The 17,306-nt window shown below is 72.2% G+C and carries 19 protein-coding genes and 1 pseudogene; 6 read left to right on the top strand and 14 right to left on the bottom strand.

Translation table 11 applies throughout. From position 1 onward, the window contains the following. The first annotated feature begins 9 nt into the window (after nt 1-9). Nucleotides 10-552 carry a TetR/AcrR family transcriptional regulator gene (locus ACZ6TU_RS27045; protein ID WP_467676686.1) on the top strand — a complete coding sequence of 181 codons (543 nt, stop codon included), beginning with the start codon at nt 10-12 and terminating at the stop codon, nt 550-552. Here the strand turns inward: ACZ6TU_RS27045 and ACZ6TU_RS27040 are convergent. The 4 genes and pseudogenes from ACZ6TU_RS27040 to ACZ6TU_RS27025 all read right to left on the bottom strand — a co-directional run bounded on the left by ACZ6TU_RS27040 (nt 542) and on the right by ACZ6TU_RS27025 (nt 5,349). Next, entirely contained in the window at nt 542-967 is a 426-nt protein-coding gene (locus ACZ6TU_RS27040; protein ID WP_467676237.1) for a GNAT family N-acetyltransferase, read from the bottom strand. The genes ACZ6TU_RS27045 and ACZ6TU_RS27040 overlap by 11 nt on opposite strands. Before the next feature lie 55 nt (nt 968-1,022). Then, nucleotides 1,023-1,915, bottom strand: a pseudogene (locus ACZ6TU_RS27035) (LLM class F420-dependent oxidoreductase). 46 nt (nt 1,916-1,961) lie between these two features. Then, complete coding sequence (locus ACZ6TU_RS27030; protein WP_467676233.1) at nt 1,962-4,529, bottom strand: ABC transporter permease; 2,568 nt, start codon at nt 4,527-4,529, stop codon at nt 1,962-1,964. Between the two features lie 4 nt (nt 4,530-4,533). Beyond that, the gene (locus ACZ6TU_RS27025; RefSeq protein ID WP_467676684.1) at nt 4,534-5,349 is read right to left on the bottom strand and encodes an ABC transporter ATP-binding protein; all 816 of its coding nucleotides are present in this window, start codon (nt 5,347-5,349) and stop codon (nt 4,534-4,536) included. Nucleotides 5,350-5,482: 133 nt separating this feature from the next. On the opposite strand from ACZ6TU_RS27025, the gene ACZ6TU_RS27020 reads away from it, so the two are divergent. Together ACZ6TU_RS27020 and ACZ6TU_RS27015 are read left to right on the top strand one after the other, a co-directional pair. After that, nucleotides 5,483-5,722, top strand: coding sequence for a toxin-antitoxin system HicB family antitoxin (locus ACZ6TU_RS27020; RefSeq protein WP_433037152.1), 240 nt, complete (start codon nt 5,483-5,485; stop codon nt 5,720-5,722). Nucleotides 5,723-5,726: 4 nt separating this feature from the next. Then, complete coding sequence (locus ACZ6TU_RS27015; RefSeq protein ID WP_010041116.1) at nt 5,727-6,101, top strand: hypothetical protein; 375 nt, start codon at nt 5,727-5,729, stop codon at nt 6,099-6,101. A gap of 8 nt (nt 6,102-6,109) precedes the next feature. Here ACZ6TU_RS27015 and ACZ6TU_RS27010 read toward each other — a convergent pair whose 3' ends face one another. The 6 genes from ACZ6TU_RS27010 to bioB form a co-directional block, all read right to left on the bottom strand. After that, nucleotides 6,110-6,793 (bottom strand): class I SAM-dependent methyltransferase, encoded by a 684-nt coding sequence (locus tag ACZ6TU_RS27010; protein WP_467676231.1) that lies wholly within the window; start codon nt 6,791-6,793, stop codon nt 6,110-6,112. 69 nt (nt 6,794-6,862) lie between these two features. After that, nucleotides 6,863-7,798 carry an endonuclease/exonuclease/phosphatase family protein gene (locus ACZ6TU_RS27005; RefSeq protein WP_469551672.1) on the bottom strand — a complete coding sequence of 312 codons (936 nt, stop codon included), beginning with the start codon at nt 7,796-7,798 and terminating at the stop codon, nt 6,863-6,865. A gap of 1 nt (nt 7,799) precedes the next feature. Beyond that, nucleotides 7,800-8,723, bottom strand: a complete 924-nt coding sequence (gene bla / locus ACZ6TU_RS27000; RefSeq protein ID WP_469551669.1) for a class A beta-lactamase — start codon at nt 8,721-8,723, stop codon at nt 7,800-7,802. A gap of 60 nt (nt 8,724-8,783) precedes the next feature. After that, nucleotides 8,784-9,509 carry a dethiobiotin synthase gene (bioD, locus tag ACZ6TU_RS26995; RefSeq protein WP_467676225.1) on the bottom strand — a complete coding sequence of 242 codons (726 nt, stop codon included), beginning with the start codon at nt 9,507-9,509 and terminating at the stop codon, nt 8,784-8,786. 1 nt (nt 9,510) lies between these two features. Then, a complete protein-coding gene (locus tag ACZ6TU_RS26990; protein ID WP_469551666.1) occupies nt 9,511-10,791 on the bottom strand; it encodes an adenosylmethionine--8-amino-7-oxononanoate transaminase in 1,281 nt (426 codons plus the stop codon). After that, complete coding sequence (gene bioB, locus ACZ6TU_RS26985) at nt 10,784-11,953, bottom strand: biotin synthase BioB (protein ID WP_469551663.1); 1,170 nt, start codon at nt 11,951-11,953, stop codon at nt 10,784-10,786. Before bioB ends, ACZ6TU_RS26990 begins: the two co-directional genes overlap by 8 nt. A 151-nt stretch (nt 11,954-12,104) precedes the next feature. On the opposite strand from bioB, the gene ACZ6TU_RS26980 reads away from it, so the two are divergent. After that, nucleotides 12,105-13,232 (top strand): 8-amino-7-oxononanoate synthase, encoded by a 1,128-nt coding sequence (locus ACZ6TU_RS26980; RefSeq protein WP_467676220.1) that lies wholly within the window; start codon nt 12,105-12,107, stop codon nt 13,230-13,232. A gap of 63 nt (nt 13,233-13,295) precedes the next feature. On the opposite strand, the gene ACZ6TU_RS26975 is transcribed toward ACZ6TU_RS26980, so the two are convergent. Both ACZ6TU_RS26975 and ACZ6TU_RS26970 read right to left on the bottom strand, forming a co-directional pair. Continuing rightward, on the bottom strand, nt 13,296-13,526 hold the full coding sequence (locus ACZ6TU_RS26975; protein WP_467676218.1) for a DUF397 domain-containing protein: 231 nt from the start codon (nt 13,524-13,526) through the stop codon (nt 13,296-13,298). Between the two features lie 9 nt (nt 13,527-13,535). Next, complete coding sequence (locus ACZ6TU_RS26970) at nt 13,536-14,396, bottom strand: helix-turn-helix domain-containing protein (protein ID WP_467676216.1); 861 nt, start codon at nt 14,394-14,396, stop codon at nt 13,536-13,538. Nucleotides 14,397-14,609: 213 nt separating this feature from the next. Between ACZ6TU_RS26970 and ACZ6TU_RS26965 the strand changes: the two genes are divergently transcribed. Next, entirely contained in the window at nt 14,610-15,068 is a 459-nt protein-coding gene (locus ACZ6TU_RS26965; protein WP_469551657.1) for an ATP-binding protein, read from the top strand. Between the two features lie 2 nt (nt 15,069-15,070). On the opposite strand, the gene ACZ6TU_RS26960 is transcribed toward ACZ6TU_RS26965, so the two are convergent. Next, entirely contained in the window at nt 15,071-15,997 is a 927-nt protein-coding gene (locus ACZ6TU_RS26960) for a LysR family transcriptional regulator (protein ID WP_467676212.1), read from the bottom strand. Between the two features lie 92 nt (nt 15,998-16,089). Between ACZ6TU_RS26960 and ACZ6TU_RS26955 the strand changes: the two genes are divergently transcribed. Next, complete coding sequence (locus tag ACZ6TU_RS26955; RefSeq protein WP_469551653.1) at nt 16,090-16,719, top strand: LysE family translocator; 630 nt, start codon at nt 16,090-16,092, stop codon at nt 16,717-16,719. Here ACZ6TU_RS26955 and ACZ6TU_RS26950 read toward each other — a convergent pair. After that, nucleotides 16,655-17,296 (bottom strand): DUF6328 family protein, encoded by a 642-nt coding sequence (locus ACZ6TU_RS26950; RefSeq protein WP_467676208.1) that lies wholly within the window; start codon nt 17,294-17,296, stop codon nt 16,655-16,657. The genes ACZ6TU_RS26955 and ACZ6TU_RS26950 overlap by 65 nt on opposite strands. Between the last annotated feature and the right edge of the window lie 10 nt (nt 17,297-17,306).

Raw genomic sequence — 17,306 nt, 5'->3', positions numbered from 1 at the left:
AGCAGGCAGATGGTGCGCCCCGGCGGGCGCAGTGCGCGGGTCCAGGCGGCGGTGCACACGGCCGTGCGCGAACTCGCTTCGGAGTTCGGCCGGGACGCCCTGACCGTGCCGATGGTCGCCCAGCGCGCGGGTGTGACGCCGTCCACGATCTACCGCCGCTGGGGAGACCTGCAGGTGCTGCTGTCGGACGTGGCGGTCGAGCGGCTGCGGCCCGAGACCGAACCCGATGACCTCGGCACCCTGGCGTCCGACCTGACGGCCTGGGCCGAGCAGTTCCTCGACGAGATGTCCTCGCCCGCCGCCCGCGCCTACATCCGCGACGCCCTCCTCGGCGACCCGGACGGCGGCAACGCCGGCCAGTGCTCCGCCTACGCCGCCGAGCAGATCGACGTCATCCTCCGCCGTGCGTCCGAGCGGGGGGAGCCGGCACCCGGTCTCGAGACGGTCGTCGACCAGGTCGTCGCGCCCATGATGTACCGCATCCTGTTCCGCCCGGACGGACTCGACGCCGCCTACGCCCACCGGCTCGTGGCAGGGGTCCTCAGTCGATGAGGGGCTTCACCCAGCGTCGCCACTGCTCCTCGGGGGCGTACCCGGCGGCTCCCCACGCGTGGTGCGCGGTCTCGTTGCGCGTGAGCACCATCGCGTCCGCGCGCCGCCCGCCGAGCCGTACGAACCGCTCCTCGGCCGCGGCGAGCAGCGCGGAGCCGATGCCCTGGCGGCGTTGGTCCGGATGCACGGCCAGCCGGTAGAGGTGGCAGCGCCAGCCGTCGAACCCCGCGATCACCGTGCCGGCCAGCTCGCCGTCCCGCTCCGCCAGGATCAAGGCCTCGGGGTCACGCGCGACCAGCCGCTCCACGCCACCGCGGTCGTCGCTGATGCTCGTGCCCTCGGCGGCCACCTTCCAGAAGGCCAGCACGGTGTCGAGGTCCTCGGGCGTCGCGGCCCGGATACGCAGCTCGTTCATGCGGTGATCACATCACGCACGGTCCCGCCCAGCGCATGATTTCAGCATGCGGACGTCAGGCCCCGCGCACCCGCTCCATGACCGGCGCGAACGCCTCCATGTAGGGCTCCAGGACGGTCAGATACGTGAAGCCGTAGCGCTCGCGCCGGGCCAGCACCTGCTCCGTGAGCTCGTCCAGGGTGCCCACCAGAGAGACGGGGAGCTCCAGGACCTGGTCCACCGTCAAGTCGGGGAAGTATTCGAGGAACGGCTGAACCGCGGCCTCGCGGTCCTCGGTGCCGATCACCATCTGGAGGAGCAGGTTCAGCTCGGGCGGCTCCTCGCGGTGGTCCTCCGTGAACTTCAGATACCGCGCCACGCGTTCATCGAGCTCGTCCGCGGTGATCGGCGACAGCTGACCGGTGGTGCTGCCCGGCACCGTACGCGCCCCGGTGAACGCCGCGATGTCGGCGTGCTCGGCGCTCAGCCGCAGCATCCGGTCGCCGTTTCCGCCGATCAGCAGCGGCACCCGGGGCCGCTGCGCCGTCTGCGGCTGGTGCTCGTCCGAGCCCAGCAGCCGCTTCAACTCCTCGACCGTGCGCCGCAGATGGTCCACCCGCTCACCCGGCGAGCCGAACGGCAGCCTGGCCGTCTCGTGCTCCGCCCGTACGTAGCCGGTGCCGAGCCCGAGCTCCAGACGGCCGCCCGTCAGCGCGTCCGTCGTGGCCACCTCGCGGGCGAGCAGTGTCGGGTTCCAGAAGCCCGCGTTGAGCGTGAACGTGCCGAGCCTCGGGCGCTCGGTGGCCTCGGCCGCCGCCACCGCGCAGGGAAGGGCGCCGGCATGCCCAGATGGTCGGGAACGAGGATCACGTCGTACCCGAGTTCCTCGGCCCGGCGGCACTTGGCGCGCCACTCCTCGGCGGACGCGGGTTCGAGCAGGTTGACCCCGAAGCGGAACGGACGCGACATGAACTCTCCTCACACGGGAGCGACTTGATTACCCGCCGCGATTCCATCACTCGTGCGCGATGGCCGCCAGTACGTTCATGCGGGATGCACGCAACGCCGGAAGCAGCGCCGCCACGACCCCCACCACCGCCGAGCCGATCACCACCGCGACGATCGTGAACCACGGGATCGCGAGGGCCGTCATGCCCTGGAGGGCCAGCACCTCGTGGGTGCACACGCCCCACACCAGCCCCAGCGCAAGCCCCAGGACGGCCCCGAACACCGCGATCACCACCGACTCCAGCCGGATCATCCGCCGCAGCTGCCGCCGCGCCAGCCCGATCGCCCGCAGCAGCCCGATCTCCCTGGTGCGCTCGACGACCGACAACGCGAGGGTGTTGACCACGCCGAGCACCGCGATGATGATCGCCAGCCCCAGCAGCGCGTACACGAGGTACAGCAGGACGGCGATCTGGTCGTGCACCAGTTGCTTGTAGTCGGCCAGGTCCCGAACCTGCACCTGGGGATAGGGGTCCAGGGTCCGCTCCAGGTGCGCGCGCAGGTCGTCGTCGCTCGTGCCGGTGGCGGCGTTGACGTACAGCGCGGAGTCCTGCCCGCCCGGCGCGTACCGCTCCAGGGTGGCGAGACCGAAGTAGAGCCCGCCCTGCGTGCCGAACCCCTCGGCGGAGTCCTGGTCGGTGAGGGCGCCGACCGTCAGCCCGGCCCTGCGCCCGCCCGGGAACTCCACCGGGACCGTGCTGCCCACCCGTACGTCGTGGTCGCGCGCGAAGTCCCGGTCCATGGCGAGGCGCCCGTCGGCGAGGGCGGCCGCCGAGTCCCCTTGCACGTACGTGATGTTGGCGACCTCGTCGAGCCGCGGATCGTAGCCCGCGGCGGTCGTCTCCACGCGGTCGCCGTCCGGGAGCCGCACCGCGACGGGCGTGAACCGCCCGCGCACGACGAGGCCCGCGCCCTCGGTGCCGCGCACCTCGTCGGTGACCTCCTTCGGGAACGGCAGGAAGTTGGTGTTCTGGATCACGAAGTCGGCGCCCAGCGTCTTGTCGATCTGCTGGTCGAACGACCGGGTCATGGAGGCGCTCGCCACCGACATCCCGCCGACCAGGGCGAGGCCCACCATGAGGGCGGCCGCGGTGGCTCCGGTACGGCGGGGATTGCGCAGGGCGTTGCGCTGGCTCATCCGGCCGATCGACCCGAACAGCGCGGGGAAGGCCGCACCGAGCACGCGGATCACCGGGCGCACCAGCAGCGGCCCGGCGATCACGGTCGCGATCAGGGTGAGCACGACACCGAGCCCCAGCAGGGACGCCGCCGACGACGTCCGCTCCGACACCACGCACCCCACGAGCGCCGCCGCACCGGCCGCCCCGACGACCGCGCCCGCCACCGCACGCACCCGCAGCGGCCGGCCCACCCCGGCGACCTCGGCGTCCGAGAGCGCGGCCATCGGCGAGACACCGGCGGCCCGCCGCGCCGGGAGGTACGCGGCGACGAAGGTGACGCCGAGACCGACGACGTACGCCGTCACGGGCGTCACCCAGCCGATGACCATCTCGCCGACGGCGATGTTCATGCCGAGCAGGCCCATCAGCTCGATGAGCCCGGCCGCGAGCCCGACGCCGGCGGCGAGTCCCAGGGTGGAGCCGACCAGACCGAGCAGGAGGGCCTCGGTGAGCACCGAGCGGCGGACCTGGCGGCGGTCGGCGCCGAGCGCGCGCAGCAGCCCCAGCTCGCGGGTGCGCTGGGCGATGAGCATGGAGAAGGTGTTGACGATCAGGAACACGCCCACCAGCACGGCGATCCCGGCGAAGCCGACCATGACGTACTTGATGACGTCGAGGAATCCGCCCAGCTGCTCGACGTCCGACTCGGCCTGTTCGTCGGCGGTTCTGAAGTCGTAGGTGTGCGCGTCGAGCGCGGCGGCCACGCGCTGCTTGAGCTGCTCGTCGCTGACGCCGTCGGCGGCGGCGACCGAGATGCTGGTGGCGGCCCGCGGGCTGCCGAGCAGCTTCGTCTGCGCGGTGGGGGTGTCGAGGAAGACCAGTGCGGCGCCCGGGTTGGTGGTGGTGAACGTGGCGATGCCGACGACCCGGACCTCGAACGACCCGGGCGGCGCGACCACGGTGAGGGTGTCGCCGATGCGCACGTCCTTGCGGTCGGCGGTCTCCGAGTCGAGCAGCGCCTGCCCGTCGCCGCGTGGGGCGTGTCCGGAGGTCAGTTCCACGGGGCTGCGCTCGGTCGGGTTCCAGGCGGTGCCGAGGGTGGGAGCCCCGGTGGTCGGGCCGACCGGCTCGTTCTCCTCGTCGACGACGGTGAGGCCGTCCACGTCCACCTCGGCGCGGGCCGCCGCGACCCCGTCGACCCGCCGCACGCGTTCGGCGAGCGCGGCCGGCAGGGTGGCCGTCCGGCCGGAGGGCACGGCCTCGTCGAGGTCCTCCTTCGGGCTGACGGTGACATCGGCCGCGGTGGAGGCGAACAGCCGGTCGAACGTACGGCTGACGGTGTCCGAGAAGATCAGGCTGCCCGTGACGAACGCGACGGACAGCAGGACGGCGAGCGCCGAGAGCAGCAGCCGCCCCTTGTGCGCCAGGAAGCTCCTCAGGGTCGCCTTGAGCACGGGATCAGTTCTCCTCGGACGCCGCCGGGGCGTCGTCGAAACGGGTCCGGATCACGTCGAAACGCTTCATGCGCTCCAGCACGGTCTCCGCCGTCGGACGCCGCATCTCGTCGACGATCCGGCCGTCCCCGAGGAAGAGCACCAGGTCGGAGTGGGCGGCGGCGCCCGGGTCGTGGGTGACCATGACGACGGTCTGCCCGAGCTGGTCCACCGCCTCGCGCAGGAAGCCGAGCACCTCCAGGCCGGCACGCGAGTCGAGATTGCCGGTCGGCTCGTCCGCGAAGATCAGCTCGGGCCGGGAGGCCAGCGCCCGCGCACAGGCCACCCGCTGCTGCTGGCCGCCGGAAAGCTGCGACGGCCGGTGCCGGAGCCGGTCCCGCAGCCCGAGGGTGTCGATCACCTGGTCCAGCCACTTCTCGTCGGGCTTCTTGCCGGCGATGTCCATGGGCAGGGTGATGTTCTCCAGCGCGTTCAGGGTCGGGATGAGGTTGAACGACTGGAACATGAACCCGATCCGGTCGCGGCGCAGCCGCGTCAGCTCGCGCTCCTTAAGGCCCGTGATCTCCGTCTCGCCGAGCCACACCTGGCCGGCCGAGACGGTGTCGAGCCCCGCCAGGCAGTGCATCAGCGTGGACTTCCCGGATCCCGACGGCCCCATCACCGCGGTGAACCGGCCGCGGACGATGTCGACGTCCACCGAGTCGAGCGCGAGCACGGTCGTCTCGCCCGATCCGTACGCCTTGGTCAGACCGCGGGCCCGGGCCACGGTCCCGTCGGCCGACGCGAGGCCGGGGGCGCGCTCCGCAGCAGGTGTGGACAAGGCCGCCTCCTCGGGGTGGACGTCGGATTTCGTCACCTTGCCGAGGGTAATGTGACGCGGCCCACACTCGATATCCTCCTCGGGTCGGAGTCCGCCCTTGCCGGTGCTAGCACCTCCGCGCTAGCTTCATGGTATGGCGAAGACCCAGCTGAACGTGCGAGTCGACGAGGGCACCGCCCGAGCCGCCCGCGAACGGGCCCTGGCCCGCGGCATGAGCGTCAACCGCTACATCGAGGAGCTGGTCAGACAGGACACCGGCGAGGCGGGCCACACGTTCGTGGAGGCCGCCGCCGACTTCATGAAGCAGTACGAGTCCGTCTTCGCCGAGGAGTTCGGCGCAGACCGTGAGGGCACGCGCGAAGGTCGCCACTGAACCCTTGAACAACCTCGAGATCGACCTCGCCTGGCTGCTGATGCTCGCCGAGCAGAAGACCCCCGGAGACCCCCAGGTCACCGACTGGGGAGCCCTCGTCGCCGCCGTCGCCCGCCACCAGGCCGCCATATTCGACGTCCCCGTCTACGACAGCCCGCACGCCCGCGCCGCCGCGCTGCTCCAGCTTCTGATCCACGTCCCCGCGCTGGAGCGCTCCAACGCCCTGTTCGCCTCAGCCGTCGCCTACGCGTACCTCGTCGCCAGCGGCGCCAAGGTCGTCACCTCACCCGAGCAGGTACGCGACCTCGCCCGGCTGGTCAAGAGCGGCGAGGCGTCCGTGCGGGACATCGAGCAGGAGCTGCGCCAGTGGAGCCTGTGACCCGGTGACTACGTACTGACCGGACGCCACGCGGTGCCCAGCACGCAGTACGAGGTGGGCAGCGTCGGCCCCTCCTCCGGCATCAGCACCTGCCGGTACGGGCCGAGTTCGAACCCGGCGTCCCGCAGCGCCCGCACCGGCTCTCGCGCCAGGTGGCAGCCCCCGCTCACCACCGGCCACACCGTCCGGTCCAGCGCGCGCTGGCTGAAGGTCATCACCCGGCCGCCGCCCCGGCCGTGCTCGAAGAACCGCACCTCACCGCCCGGCCGCAGCACCCGCCGCAGCTCCCCGAGCGCCCGGGGCACGTCCCGCACACTGCAGAGCACCAGCGACACCACGGCCGCGTCGAAGCCCTCGCTCTTGACCGGCAGCGCCTCGGCCGCGCCCGGCACCACGTCCACGGGTACCTCCGCGCGCAGGGCGGCCTCCACGGCCAGCTGCCGCAGGCGACGCTCCGGCTCGATGGCCACGACCTCCGAGACGGTGCCCGGGTAGTGCGCGAAGTTCAGTCCGTTGCCCGCGCCGATCTCGATCACCCGCCCGGACAGCCCGCCGAGCAGCCTCTCGCGGACTCTGCCCATGCCCATCCGGGTTTCGGCGGTGACACTGATCCGGGCGTAGCAACGGGCGAACAGGGGATGGTGCACGGCATCCCGTGGCACCTTGCCGGAGCGGGCGGACCGGAGCGGCATGGAGACCTCCCTGACGAGGCGGGCCTTACCGCGATTGTCCCTCGGACGAGCCCGGCGCACCCCTGCCGCCTACCGCAGGAGTACGCGGCCCAGTACCGGCCGATGGTCACTCCCCGTCGCGTCCAGTGCCGACACCTCGGTCACTTCGACGCCCCGCCCCAGCACCTGGTCGATCCTCGCCACCGGCAGGGCGGCCGGCCAGCTGAACGCGAACCCCGAGGCCGGAGCGTCGAGCCGGGAGGTGAGCGGACCGAGCCCGCGGTCCTGCACGGTGCCGTTGAGGTCGCCCACGACCAGGAGCCGGCCGGCCGGGTCGTCGGCGATCCGGGCCCCCAGCAGAGCCGCGCTCTCGTCACGGGCCGCCGAGGCGAACCCCGTCGGACCCAGCCGGACGGACGGCAGGTGGACCACGTACACCGCGACCTCCCCGCCGGGCGCGGCCACCGTGGCCCGCAGAGCCCGCCGCCAGCTCTCCGGGAAGCCCTCGGGCCGGATGTCCACGGGCCGCACGTCCGACAGGGGCCAGGCCGACCAGAGCCCGATCGTGCCGTGGACAGCCCGGTGCGGATGGGAAGTGCCCAGGACATCCGCGAACACGGGCCGCCGCGCGGGCGTCAGCTCCTGCACGGCCACCAGACTCGCGCGGGTGGCGAGCAGCGCCCGCGCGGTGCCCGCCGGGTCGGCGTTGTCGTCGGCCACGTTGTGCTGGACGACGGTCAGGTCGTACGACTCCGGCCGCGAGGAGAGCCACAGCCCGCCGAACATCCAGAGCCAGACCGCCGCGGGCACCAGGCAGGCGAGCAGCCCCGCCACCGACCGCCTGAGCGCGGCGAGGCAGCCGAGGAGAGGCACGGCCACGCCCAGCCACGGCAGGAACGTCTCCAGGAGGCTCCCGAGACGCCCGACACCGTTGGGCACGGCGGAGTACAGGGCCGACAGACCGGCGGCACCGAGGCCGCCCCCGACGAGCCAGGCGTCCCACGACGGCCTGCCGTTGACGACCACGCTAGGCGAGCTTCGCGGCCAGCAGCGCGGCCGTCTTGGCCACCAGCGCGTTGTCGGCCGGGGCGTCCTGCTCGGGCTGGGTCGTCAGAACGGACAGCACGATCGGCATGCCGTCCGGCGGCCAGGTGATGCCCACGTCGTGGGCGCCGCCGTACTCCGGCTGGCCGGTCTTGTCGGCGAGAAGCCATTCCGGCGGAAGGCCCTTGCGGAACTTCTCGGTACTGGTGGTGTTGCGCAGCAGCCAGTCCGTGAGCCGTGCCCGGTCCCGGGGCGCCAGCGCGTCGCCGAGCACCAGACGGGCGTAGGACAGGCCGATCGCGCGGGGAGACGTCGTGTCGGTCACGCGCCACGGCTCCGCGCTGTTGAGCTCCGGCTCCCACCGGTCGAGCCGGGTGACACCGTCACCGATCGAGCGGGCGAAGCGCGTGACGGCGGTCGGTCCGCCCAACTCCTTCAGCAGCAGGTTGCCCGCGGCGTTGTCGCTGAAGCGGATGGTCGCGTCGCACAGTTCGCCGACGGTCATGCCGGTCGTGAGGTTCTCCTGGGTGACGGGGGAGTACCCCGACTTCGTGACGTAGTCCTGGGTGTAGCGGATGCGCCGGGCCAGGAACTCGCCATCGCGGTCGAGATCGCGCAGGACGGCCGCGGCGGCGAGCGTCTTGAACACCGAGGCCATCGGGAAGCGTTCGTCGGCCCGGTACGCCACCGTCCGGCCCGTGCGCAGATTGCGGGCGTACACGCCCAGCCGGGCGGTGTGCTCCCGCTCCAGTTCCCTCAGCCGTGCGGTGACGCCGCCTGTACCGGGTAAGGCGTGGGCCGTGCCGCCGCCCAGCGAGAGAGCGGCGGCGGCGCCCAGCGCGAGGGCCGTGCGGCGGGACGGGCGTGGGTGTGTGGCGTGCACGATGTTCCCTTCGGACGTGATCACGTACGTAGTCCAACACGCGATCACGTCCGGGCCGGTTTCACCGCGCGCCCGCCGAAACTCTCAGAACGCCGGGGGCGCCTCCCGCACCTGGAAGGCATCCGCGTCCCACATACCGTCCAGGCACGGCGCCAGCCAGTGCGGCGCGGCCGCCCGGAAGGCGGCGGGGGACAGGGCCCCCGACCCGGCGGGAACGGAGCCCAGCAGCGGCGCTCCGGCCACGTCCGGCAGGTCCGCGAGATTGCAGCGCGAGGCGAGGTCCGGCGCGGCGGGCCAGCTCCCGATCACGATCCCCGCCAGGTCCAGCTGCCGGGAACGCAGCTCACGCGCCGTCAGTTCCGTCGTGTTCAGGGTGCCGAGCCCCGCCGACGCCACGACCAGCACCGGCGCCGACAGCAGCCGGGCCGCGTCCGCCAGGGTGCCGCCGGCCGGGTCGAACCGTACGAGCAGTCCGCCCGCGCCCTCGACCAGCACCAGGTCGTGCTCGGTGGCCAGCTTGGCGGCGGCCTCCGCGACCTCGTGCGGGTGCACGGGGGCGCGACCGGCCCGGCGGGCGGCCGTGGCGGGCGCCAACGGCTCGGGAAAACGGGCGAGTTCCGCCGTCGTCACGGCACCCGCGAGCCGCGCCACATCCGCGGCGTCCCCCGGCTCGTCCGGCCGTACGCCCGTCTGCGCGGCCTTCAGCACGGCCACCGAACGGCCGGCCGCCAGCGCCGTCGCCGCCACCGCGGCGGTCACGACCGTCTTGCCGACCTCCGTGCCCGTGCCCGTGATCACCAGTACCGACATGTCATCCCTCCCGCGCCGCCGCGCACACCGCCCGCGCGATGCGCGCCACATCCGCGTCGCCGGTCACGTACGGCGGCATGGTGTAGATCAGATCGCGGAACGGCCGCAGCCACACGCCCTCGCGTACGGCCGCCTCCGTGGCAGCCTTCATGTCCACCGCGTGATCCAGCTGCACGACCCCGATGGCGCCGAGCACCCGCACGTCCTCGACGCCCGGAAGCTCCGAGGCCGCCGCGAGCCCGTCCCGCAGCCCCGTCTCGATCCGCTTGACCTCCGTGCGCCACTCCTGGCCGAGCAGCAGCTCGATCGAGGCACAGGCCACCGCCGCCGCCAGCGGATTGCCCATGAAGGTCGGGCCGTGCGCGAGCACCGGCACCTCGCCCCGCGAGATGCCGTCGGCCACCCGCGGGGTGCACAGCGTCGCCGCCATGGTCAGGTAACCGCCGGTCAGCGCCTTGCCCACGCACATCACGTCCGGCGTCACGGCCGCGTGCTCCGCCGCGAACAGCGCGCCCGTACGGCCGAAGCCGGTCGCGATCTCGTCGAACACCAGCAGCACGTCGTGCGCGTCGCACGCCTCGCGCAGCACCCGCAGATAGGCGGGGGAGTGGAACCGCATCCCGCCCGCGCCCTGCACCACCGGCTCCACGACCACCGCGGCCAGCTCGTCGGCATGCCGCTCGATCGACGCGCGCAACTGCTCGGCGTACGACTCCTCGTACTCGGCCGGGGGCGGATCGACGAACACCTGACGCGGCAGCACCCCGGTCCACAGCTCGTGCATCCCGCCCTCGGGATCGCACACCGACATCGGCTGCCAGGTGTCGCCGTGGTAGCCGCCGCGCCAGGTCAGCAGCCGCTGCTTGCGGGGGCGGCCCAGCGAGCGCCAGTACTGGAGGCACATCTTGACCGCGACCTCGACCGACACGGAGCCGGAGTCGGCGAGGAACACATGCTCCAGCCCGTCGGGCGACATGTCGACAAGGAGCTTCGCCAGCCGTACGGCGGGCTCGTGGGTGAGCCCGCCGAACATCACGTGGCTCATCCGCTCCAGTTGCCCGCGCGCCGCCTCGTTGAGCACCGGATGGTTGTAGCCGTGGATCGCCGACCACCAGGACGCCATGCCGTCGACCAGCTCTCCCGAGCCGTCGGCGAGCCGCAGCCGCACCCCGCTCGCCGACTCCACGACGAGCGGTTCCTGCCGGCCGGGCATCGGGCCGTACGGATGCCACACATGCCGCCGGTCGAATTCCAGCAGCTCGGCCACCGTCAGCTCAGGCATTGGGCGCGAGGTCCGTTCCGGCGCCCCGGCGGCGGACGGCGACCAGGTCGGTACGGGGCTCCTCGGCGGCACGGGGGTCGGGGGCTGTACGAGGCTCGGCGGCCTCCGGAGCGACAGCGGAACCGCACACTCCGCCGCCGTCGTGACAGCCTCCGGTCGCGCGGTGCTCCGGCAGCGTCACCTGGTCGGTGCCCTCCACCTCGAACCCGGCGTCCGCGATCATCTCCAGGTCGGCCTTGCCCGCCTGGCCCTCGGTGGTGAGGTAGTCGCCGAGGAAGATCGAGTTGGCCAGGTGCAGGGCGAGCGGCTGCATCGTGCGCAGATGGACCTCGCGCCCGCCCGCGAGGCGCACCTCGACGTCCGGGCACACGAAGCGCACCATGGCCAGGATCCTCAGGCAGCGCTGCGGGGTGAGGTTCCATTCCTTGGCGAGCGGGGTGCCCTCGACCGGGATCAGGAAGTTGACCGGAACCGAGTCCGGGTCCAGGTCACGCAGCGAGAAGACGACGTCGACTAGGTCCTCGTCGGACTCGCCCATACCGGCGATCAGCCCGGAGCAGGCGGACAGCCCTGCCGCGTGGGCCTTCTCGACGGTGTCCACGCGGTCGGCGTACGTGTGCGTGGTCGTGATCTCCCCGTACGTCGCCTCGGACGTGTTGAGGTTGTGGTTGTAGGCGTCGGCGCCCGCGTCGCGCAGCCGCTCGGCCTGTCCGTCGGAGAGCAGCCCGAGGCAGGCGCACACCTCGACGCCCTCGTTCTTCTCCTTGATCGTCCTGATCGTCTCGGAGACCCGGTCCACGTCCCGGTCGGTCGGACCGCGCCCGCTGGCCACCAGGCACACCCGCTTGGCGCCCCCGGCCACACCGGCCGCCGCCGCGTCGGAGGCCTGGTCCGGTTTGAGCCACGTGTACTTCAGGATCCCGGCCTGGGAACCGAGCCGCTGCGAACAGTAGGAGCAGTCCTCGGGACACAGGCCGGACTTGAGGTTGACGAGATAGTTGAGTTTCACCCGTCGGCCGAACCAGTGCCGGCGCACCTTCCCGGCCGCAGCCACCACATCGAGCAGGTCGTCGTCGGACGTCGCGAGGACGGCCAGTGCCTCGTCTCGGGTCGGCAGCTCGCGCCGAAGCCCCTTGTCCACCAGCGTGTTCAGCAGGTCCATGGGAGCCGATCCTGTCGTACGGAGCCGCCCGCGGCCAAGGAGAGTTCGTACAACAGAGTCGCTTCGAGGTGTGGGTATTGCCACACACTGACCTGCTGGAGGTCCCGCTAGTGTCTGTGCGCTGCCTACAAATTTCCCCGGAGGACCACCCATGGCGTTCGGCTGGATCGACGAGCAGGCGCGGCTGCGCCGCCGTGCCGGACTCGTACGGACTCTGCGCCCCCGTCCGGCCGTTTCACCTCTCCTCGACCTGGCGAGCAACGACTACCTGGGACTGGCCCACCACCCCGAGGTCACCGAGGGCGCGGCCTGTGCCGCGCGCGCCTGGGGCGGTGGCTCGACCGGCTCCCGGCTCGTCACCGGCAGCACCGAACTGCACGCCGAACTGGAACAGGAACTAGCCGATTTCTGCGGTTCCGAGGCGGCCCTCGTCTTCTCCTCCGGCTACGCGGCCAACCTCGCGGCGGTCACCGCGCTGGCCCCGCACGGCTCCCTCATCGTCTCCGACGCGGGCAACCACGCCTCGCTCATCGACGGCTGCCGGCTGGCCCGCGGCACGACACAGGTGGTGGCACACGCCGAGCCGGAGGCCGTGCGCAAGGCGCTGCACACGCACGAGGGCACGGCGATCACCGTGTCCGACACGGTCTTCTCGGTCGACGGCGACGCGGCCCCGCTCGCCGCGCTCGCCGCGGCGTGCCGGGAGCACGGCGCAGGACTGGTGCTCGACGACGCCCACGGCCTGGGCGTCCTCGGCGACGGTGGCCGCGGCGCCCCGCACGCGGCCGGGCTCGCGGGCGCCGACGACGTGGTCGTGACGGTCACGCTGTCCAAATCGCTCGGCAGCCAGGGCGGAGCCGTCCTCGGTCCCGCCCGGGTGATCGACCACCTGGTCAACGCGGCACGGACGTTCATCTTCGACACGGGTCTCGCCCCCGCGGCGGCGGGGGCGGCCCTGTCGGCACTGCGGCTGCTGCGCCGCGAGCCGGAGCGCGCGGCGCGGGCCCGTGCGGTGGCGGGCGAGTTGTACGCACGCCTGACCGCCCTGGGCCTGGAAGCGGTACGTCCGGACGCCGCGGTGGTCTCGGTGCGGGCGCCTTCCCCGGAGGACGCCGTGCGCTGGGCGGCCGAGTGCCGCGCGGCGGGCCTGGCCGTGGGCTGCTTCCGTCCTCCTTCCGTGCCCGACGGCATCTCACGGCTCAGGCTGACCGCCCGCGCGGACCTGACCGGGGAACAGATCGAACGCGCTGTACGACTGATCGGCGAGACGCGGCCATGAGTCGGCGTGACACGGTCGTGCGCCGCTCGATCACGGACTGATCGGGAGTGGTTCGGATTCGGCTCAGATGCGGTCGACGGAGGCAGTGAACTCCGCCCAGCTCCTCGGAGAGAAGAGCAGCGCGGGCCCGGCCGGGTCCTTGGAGTCGCGCACGGCGAGCAGCCCCGCCCAGGGCGGGGCGTCCGGGCACGCGGTCTCGACGCAGTTGTTCGCGCCGGTGCTGTAGCTGCTGCGCAACCACCGCACACCGTGCAGTTCGATGCTTGAGGTGACGTGACGAGGCAGTGCACGCATGGTGCCTCCTTACGCGCCGGCGGCTGTCCCGGCGATGAAATCCAACGAGTCCTCGGGCGAAAGGGCGTGGATCTGAAGGGCGTTGAAGGCCTCCGTGTAGGCCTGGAGGTCTTCTTTCCGTTCGAGGTAGAGGCTACTCGTCAAGTGGTCGAGAACAACCACATCCAGATCAGATGTGCTCGAAAATGAGAAGATAACGAAAGGGCCGGTGACGCCGATGTGCGCCCCGGCGGCGAACGGCAGCACTTGGAGCCGCACATGGGGCAGCCGCGCCGCCTCGACCAGGCGTTCCAGCTGCCGGGCCATGACTCCGGGCCCGCCCACCTCCCGCCGCAGCACCGCCTCGTCCAGGACGGCGCTCAGCTCCAGCGGCGGATCCGCGCGCAGCACGTCCTGCCGGGCCAGGCGCACCTCGACCAGCGTGTCGAGCCGGTCCTCCGGCAGGCCCTCCACCGCGGCCTTCGTCACCGCGCGGGCGTACTCGGGCGTCTGGAGCAGCCCCGGGACGACGGTGGTCTCCAGCGTGCGCATCGCGCCGGCCTGGGACTCCAGGCTGATGAAGTCCCGGTAGGTCGGCGGCAGCACCCCGCGGTAGGCGTGCCACCAGTGGTGCCGGCCGCCGCTGTCGTCGGACCCCGCCAACACCATGAGCAGTTCGCGCAGTTGCGTTTCCGCCACGGCGTACGCGTCGAGAAGTAACCGAACATCGGCCGGTTTCACCCCGCTCGTGCCCGTCTCGATACGGCTGACCTTCGACTGGTGCCAGCCCACCAGCCGGGCCGCCTCACCACTGGTGAGCCCCGCCGAGGTGCGCAGCGCGCGAAGTTCGGCGCCCAGTTTCCGGCGGCGCACCGCGGGACCGTGCTGCATGGGCTACTCCTTACTCCTTCCGAGCCACCCAAATACGGTCTCGCGTCGTAGAGTTCACCGCTTTGAGCGACAGATATATGCATATCTTGGTGGATCGCCGCCCTTCAGGGGTGTTCTGGTGGCACTCTGGCGACGAAGCACCAGTCCGGGACCGTACTCGAACCTTCCGCTCCGTGTCGGACTGCGGTCCCGCGGGAAAGGGACGACCTCGCCATGGCAGACCATTTGGAAGCATCCGTCACTCTGCCGAGCGATCCCGCCTCGGTCTCCGCAGCGCGCTCCTACGTGGTGGGCACGCTGGCGGAGTGGGGCCTGCCGGCGGACACGGAAGTGTCCGACACCATCCGGCTCATCATCTCCGAACTCGCCACCAACGCCGTCCAACACACCTTCGGGCAGTCACCCACGTTCACGGTGGACGTCGCACTCGACCGCGACGAACGACTGCGCATCGGCGTCACGGACAGCCACCCACGCTTCCCCAGACGCCTCCCTGCCGCCGTCCAGCAGGACAACGGCCGCGGCCTCGTCATCATCCGCTGGCTGACCGCGGAATGCGGCGGCAGGCTCAGGATCCGCCCCACTCGTGAGGGCGGCAAGACCATCTCGATCGAACTCCCGTGGACCGTCCCGGCCCAGCCCGTGCCGACGGCGGGAAAGCAGGAGCCGTGAGCTCACCGCGTCTCTGACGTGTGCCGCGCGCGGCCGAACGCCCCGCGCAGCAAGGCCCTGAAGGCCTCCACGGCCGGCGCCGCCTCGTCGCCCCGGTAGGCGACCGAGATCGTACGGCGCAGCTCGCCCGCCCCGAGCGGGCGCACCCCGACCGGCGTGACCGAGGTCCGCGCCACCATCTCCGGTACGACTCCCACCCCGAGTCCCGCGCTGACCAGCGCGCACACCAGCGCATACCCGGGCGTCGCCACCAGGACCGACGGGCTGGCCCCGGCCCCGGCCAGTGCCGCCTCCACCCCCTGCCGGGACGGATGGTCCGGCGCCATGCTGATCAGGGGCTGACCCGCCAGTTCCGTCAAGGAGAGCCTGGACGTGCCGTCGGCGAGGGCATGCCCCGGGGCGGTCACCAGCACCAGTTCCTCGACCAGGACCGGCTCCACGCGGACGGAGGCGGGGAGCGCCGGGGTGTCGGCGGGCTCGTACGTGTGCGTCAGGGCCAGGTCGATCTCACCGGCGGCCACGGCCGTGACACCGGTCGGCGGTTCGTGGTCGGCGACGGACAGCTCCACATCCGGGTGAGCCCGGCGGAACGCGCTGAGCACCGGCGGCAGCAGATGGATACCCGCCGTCTGGAACGTCCCGAGCCGCAGGACACCCCCCGACAGACCGGCCAGCCGGGCCAGTTCGTGGCGGGCCAGCTCCAACTCGTCGAGCACGCGCCGAGCCCGTGCCACCAGCAGTTCGCCCGCGCCCGTCAGCCTCGCCCCGCGGTGATGCCGGACCAGCAGCGCCGAGCCCGCCTCCCGCTCCAACTTGGCCAGTTGCTGGGAGAGCGCGGGCGGGGTGTAGCCGAGGCGCTCGGCGGCCCGGGTGATGGACCCGGCCTCCGCGACGGCGACCAGCGCCGCGAGCCGGGTCGGGTCGTACATGCCGCTGACCTCCGCAGACCAAAGCGATGCTTAAGGGCTACCCAGGATATTCGACATACCTGCTGAAGGCTCCCGCCCGGCAGGGTGGCCGTATGGACGCACAACTCATGGCCTTCACCGGGGTGGCGGCGGGCATGGTCGCCATGCCGGGCGCCGACTTCACCGTCGTCGTGCGCAACGCCCTGGTCTCCCGCAGGGCCGGCATCGCCTGCGCGCTCGGCATCGCGGGCGGGCTGCTTCTGCACACCGTGCTGGCCGTGGCGGGGGTCGCCGCGGTCCTGGCCGCCGTGCCCGCGCTGTTCCGCGCGCTCCAGTTGCTGGGCGGCGGCTATCTCCTGTACCTGGGAGTGCGGACGCTGTGGTCGTCGCGCCGGCCCCGTGCCGTGGCGGCCGAAGCCACCGGGACCGTCTCGTCCGCCGCGCGTCCCTTGCGGCAGGGCTTCGTCACGAACGCCCTGAACCCGAAAGCGCCGATCACCTTCCTCAGCCTGCTGCCGCAGTTCGTGCCCGCGGGCAGTCCCGCGCTGCCCCGGACGCTGCTGCTGGCGCTGATCGTTGTGGTCCTCGCCCTGCTGTGGTTCCCGGCCGTGGCGCTGCTGGTGGACCGGCTCGGCCGGTGGCTGCGGGAGCCACGTGCCGCGCGGGCCGTCGAGGGGGTCACCGGCGCCGCGCTGACGCTTCTCGGCGTGCTGCTCCTTCTCGAACCCCTGAGGGCTGCCTGATGGTGCCGCGCGGGGGTGCGGGGATCCGGACGGTGTCCTGGGGAGCCGGCTCCTCTACGGTGGCTTCCGGTCGCCCGGAGCTGCCGTGCGTCTCGTCGCGCAGCCCCGCCCGCCGCACCAGCCGGGGGAGCAGCCCCCACAGGCCGACGCAGACCAGGAACGTCGCCGCGCCCGCGGCGATGCCGCCGGTCCGACTGGTCGTCACATCCACCACCAGCAGCACGGAACCGCTGAACGCGAAGACCAGCACGATCAGGCCGGTGGTGGCCAGTCGTGAGGAGACCTGCACGATGCGCGGCTTGGCGCCCTGCTGGAAGAGCGAGCGGTGCAGTGCGGCAGGCGCGGTGAACAGTGCCGCGGCCAGGACTGCCAGCAGCAGCGTGATGACGTAGGTGACGCGCTGGGCCGTGTCGAGAGACGTGAAGCGCGAGGTGAACGCGAGCGACAACAGGAACGCGAACAGGATCTGTACGCCCGTCTGGGTGACCCGGAGCTCCTGGAGCAGCTCGACGAAGTTCCGGTCGGCGCGTTGCAGCGGGGTCTCGCCGCGTGCGGTGCAGGGGCGGTGCTCGGCCATGGGGTGACGG

The organism is Streptomyces sp. NPDC052064, assembly GCF_055585925.1.
This window is presented reverse-complemented; position numbering and strand designations above follow the sequence as displayed.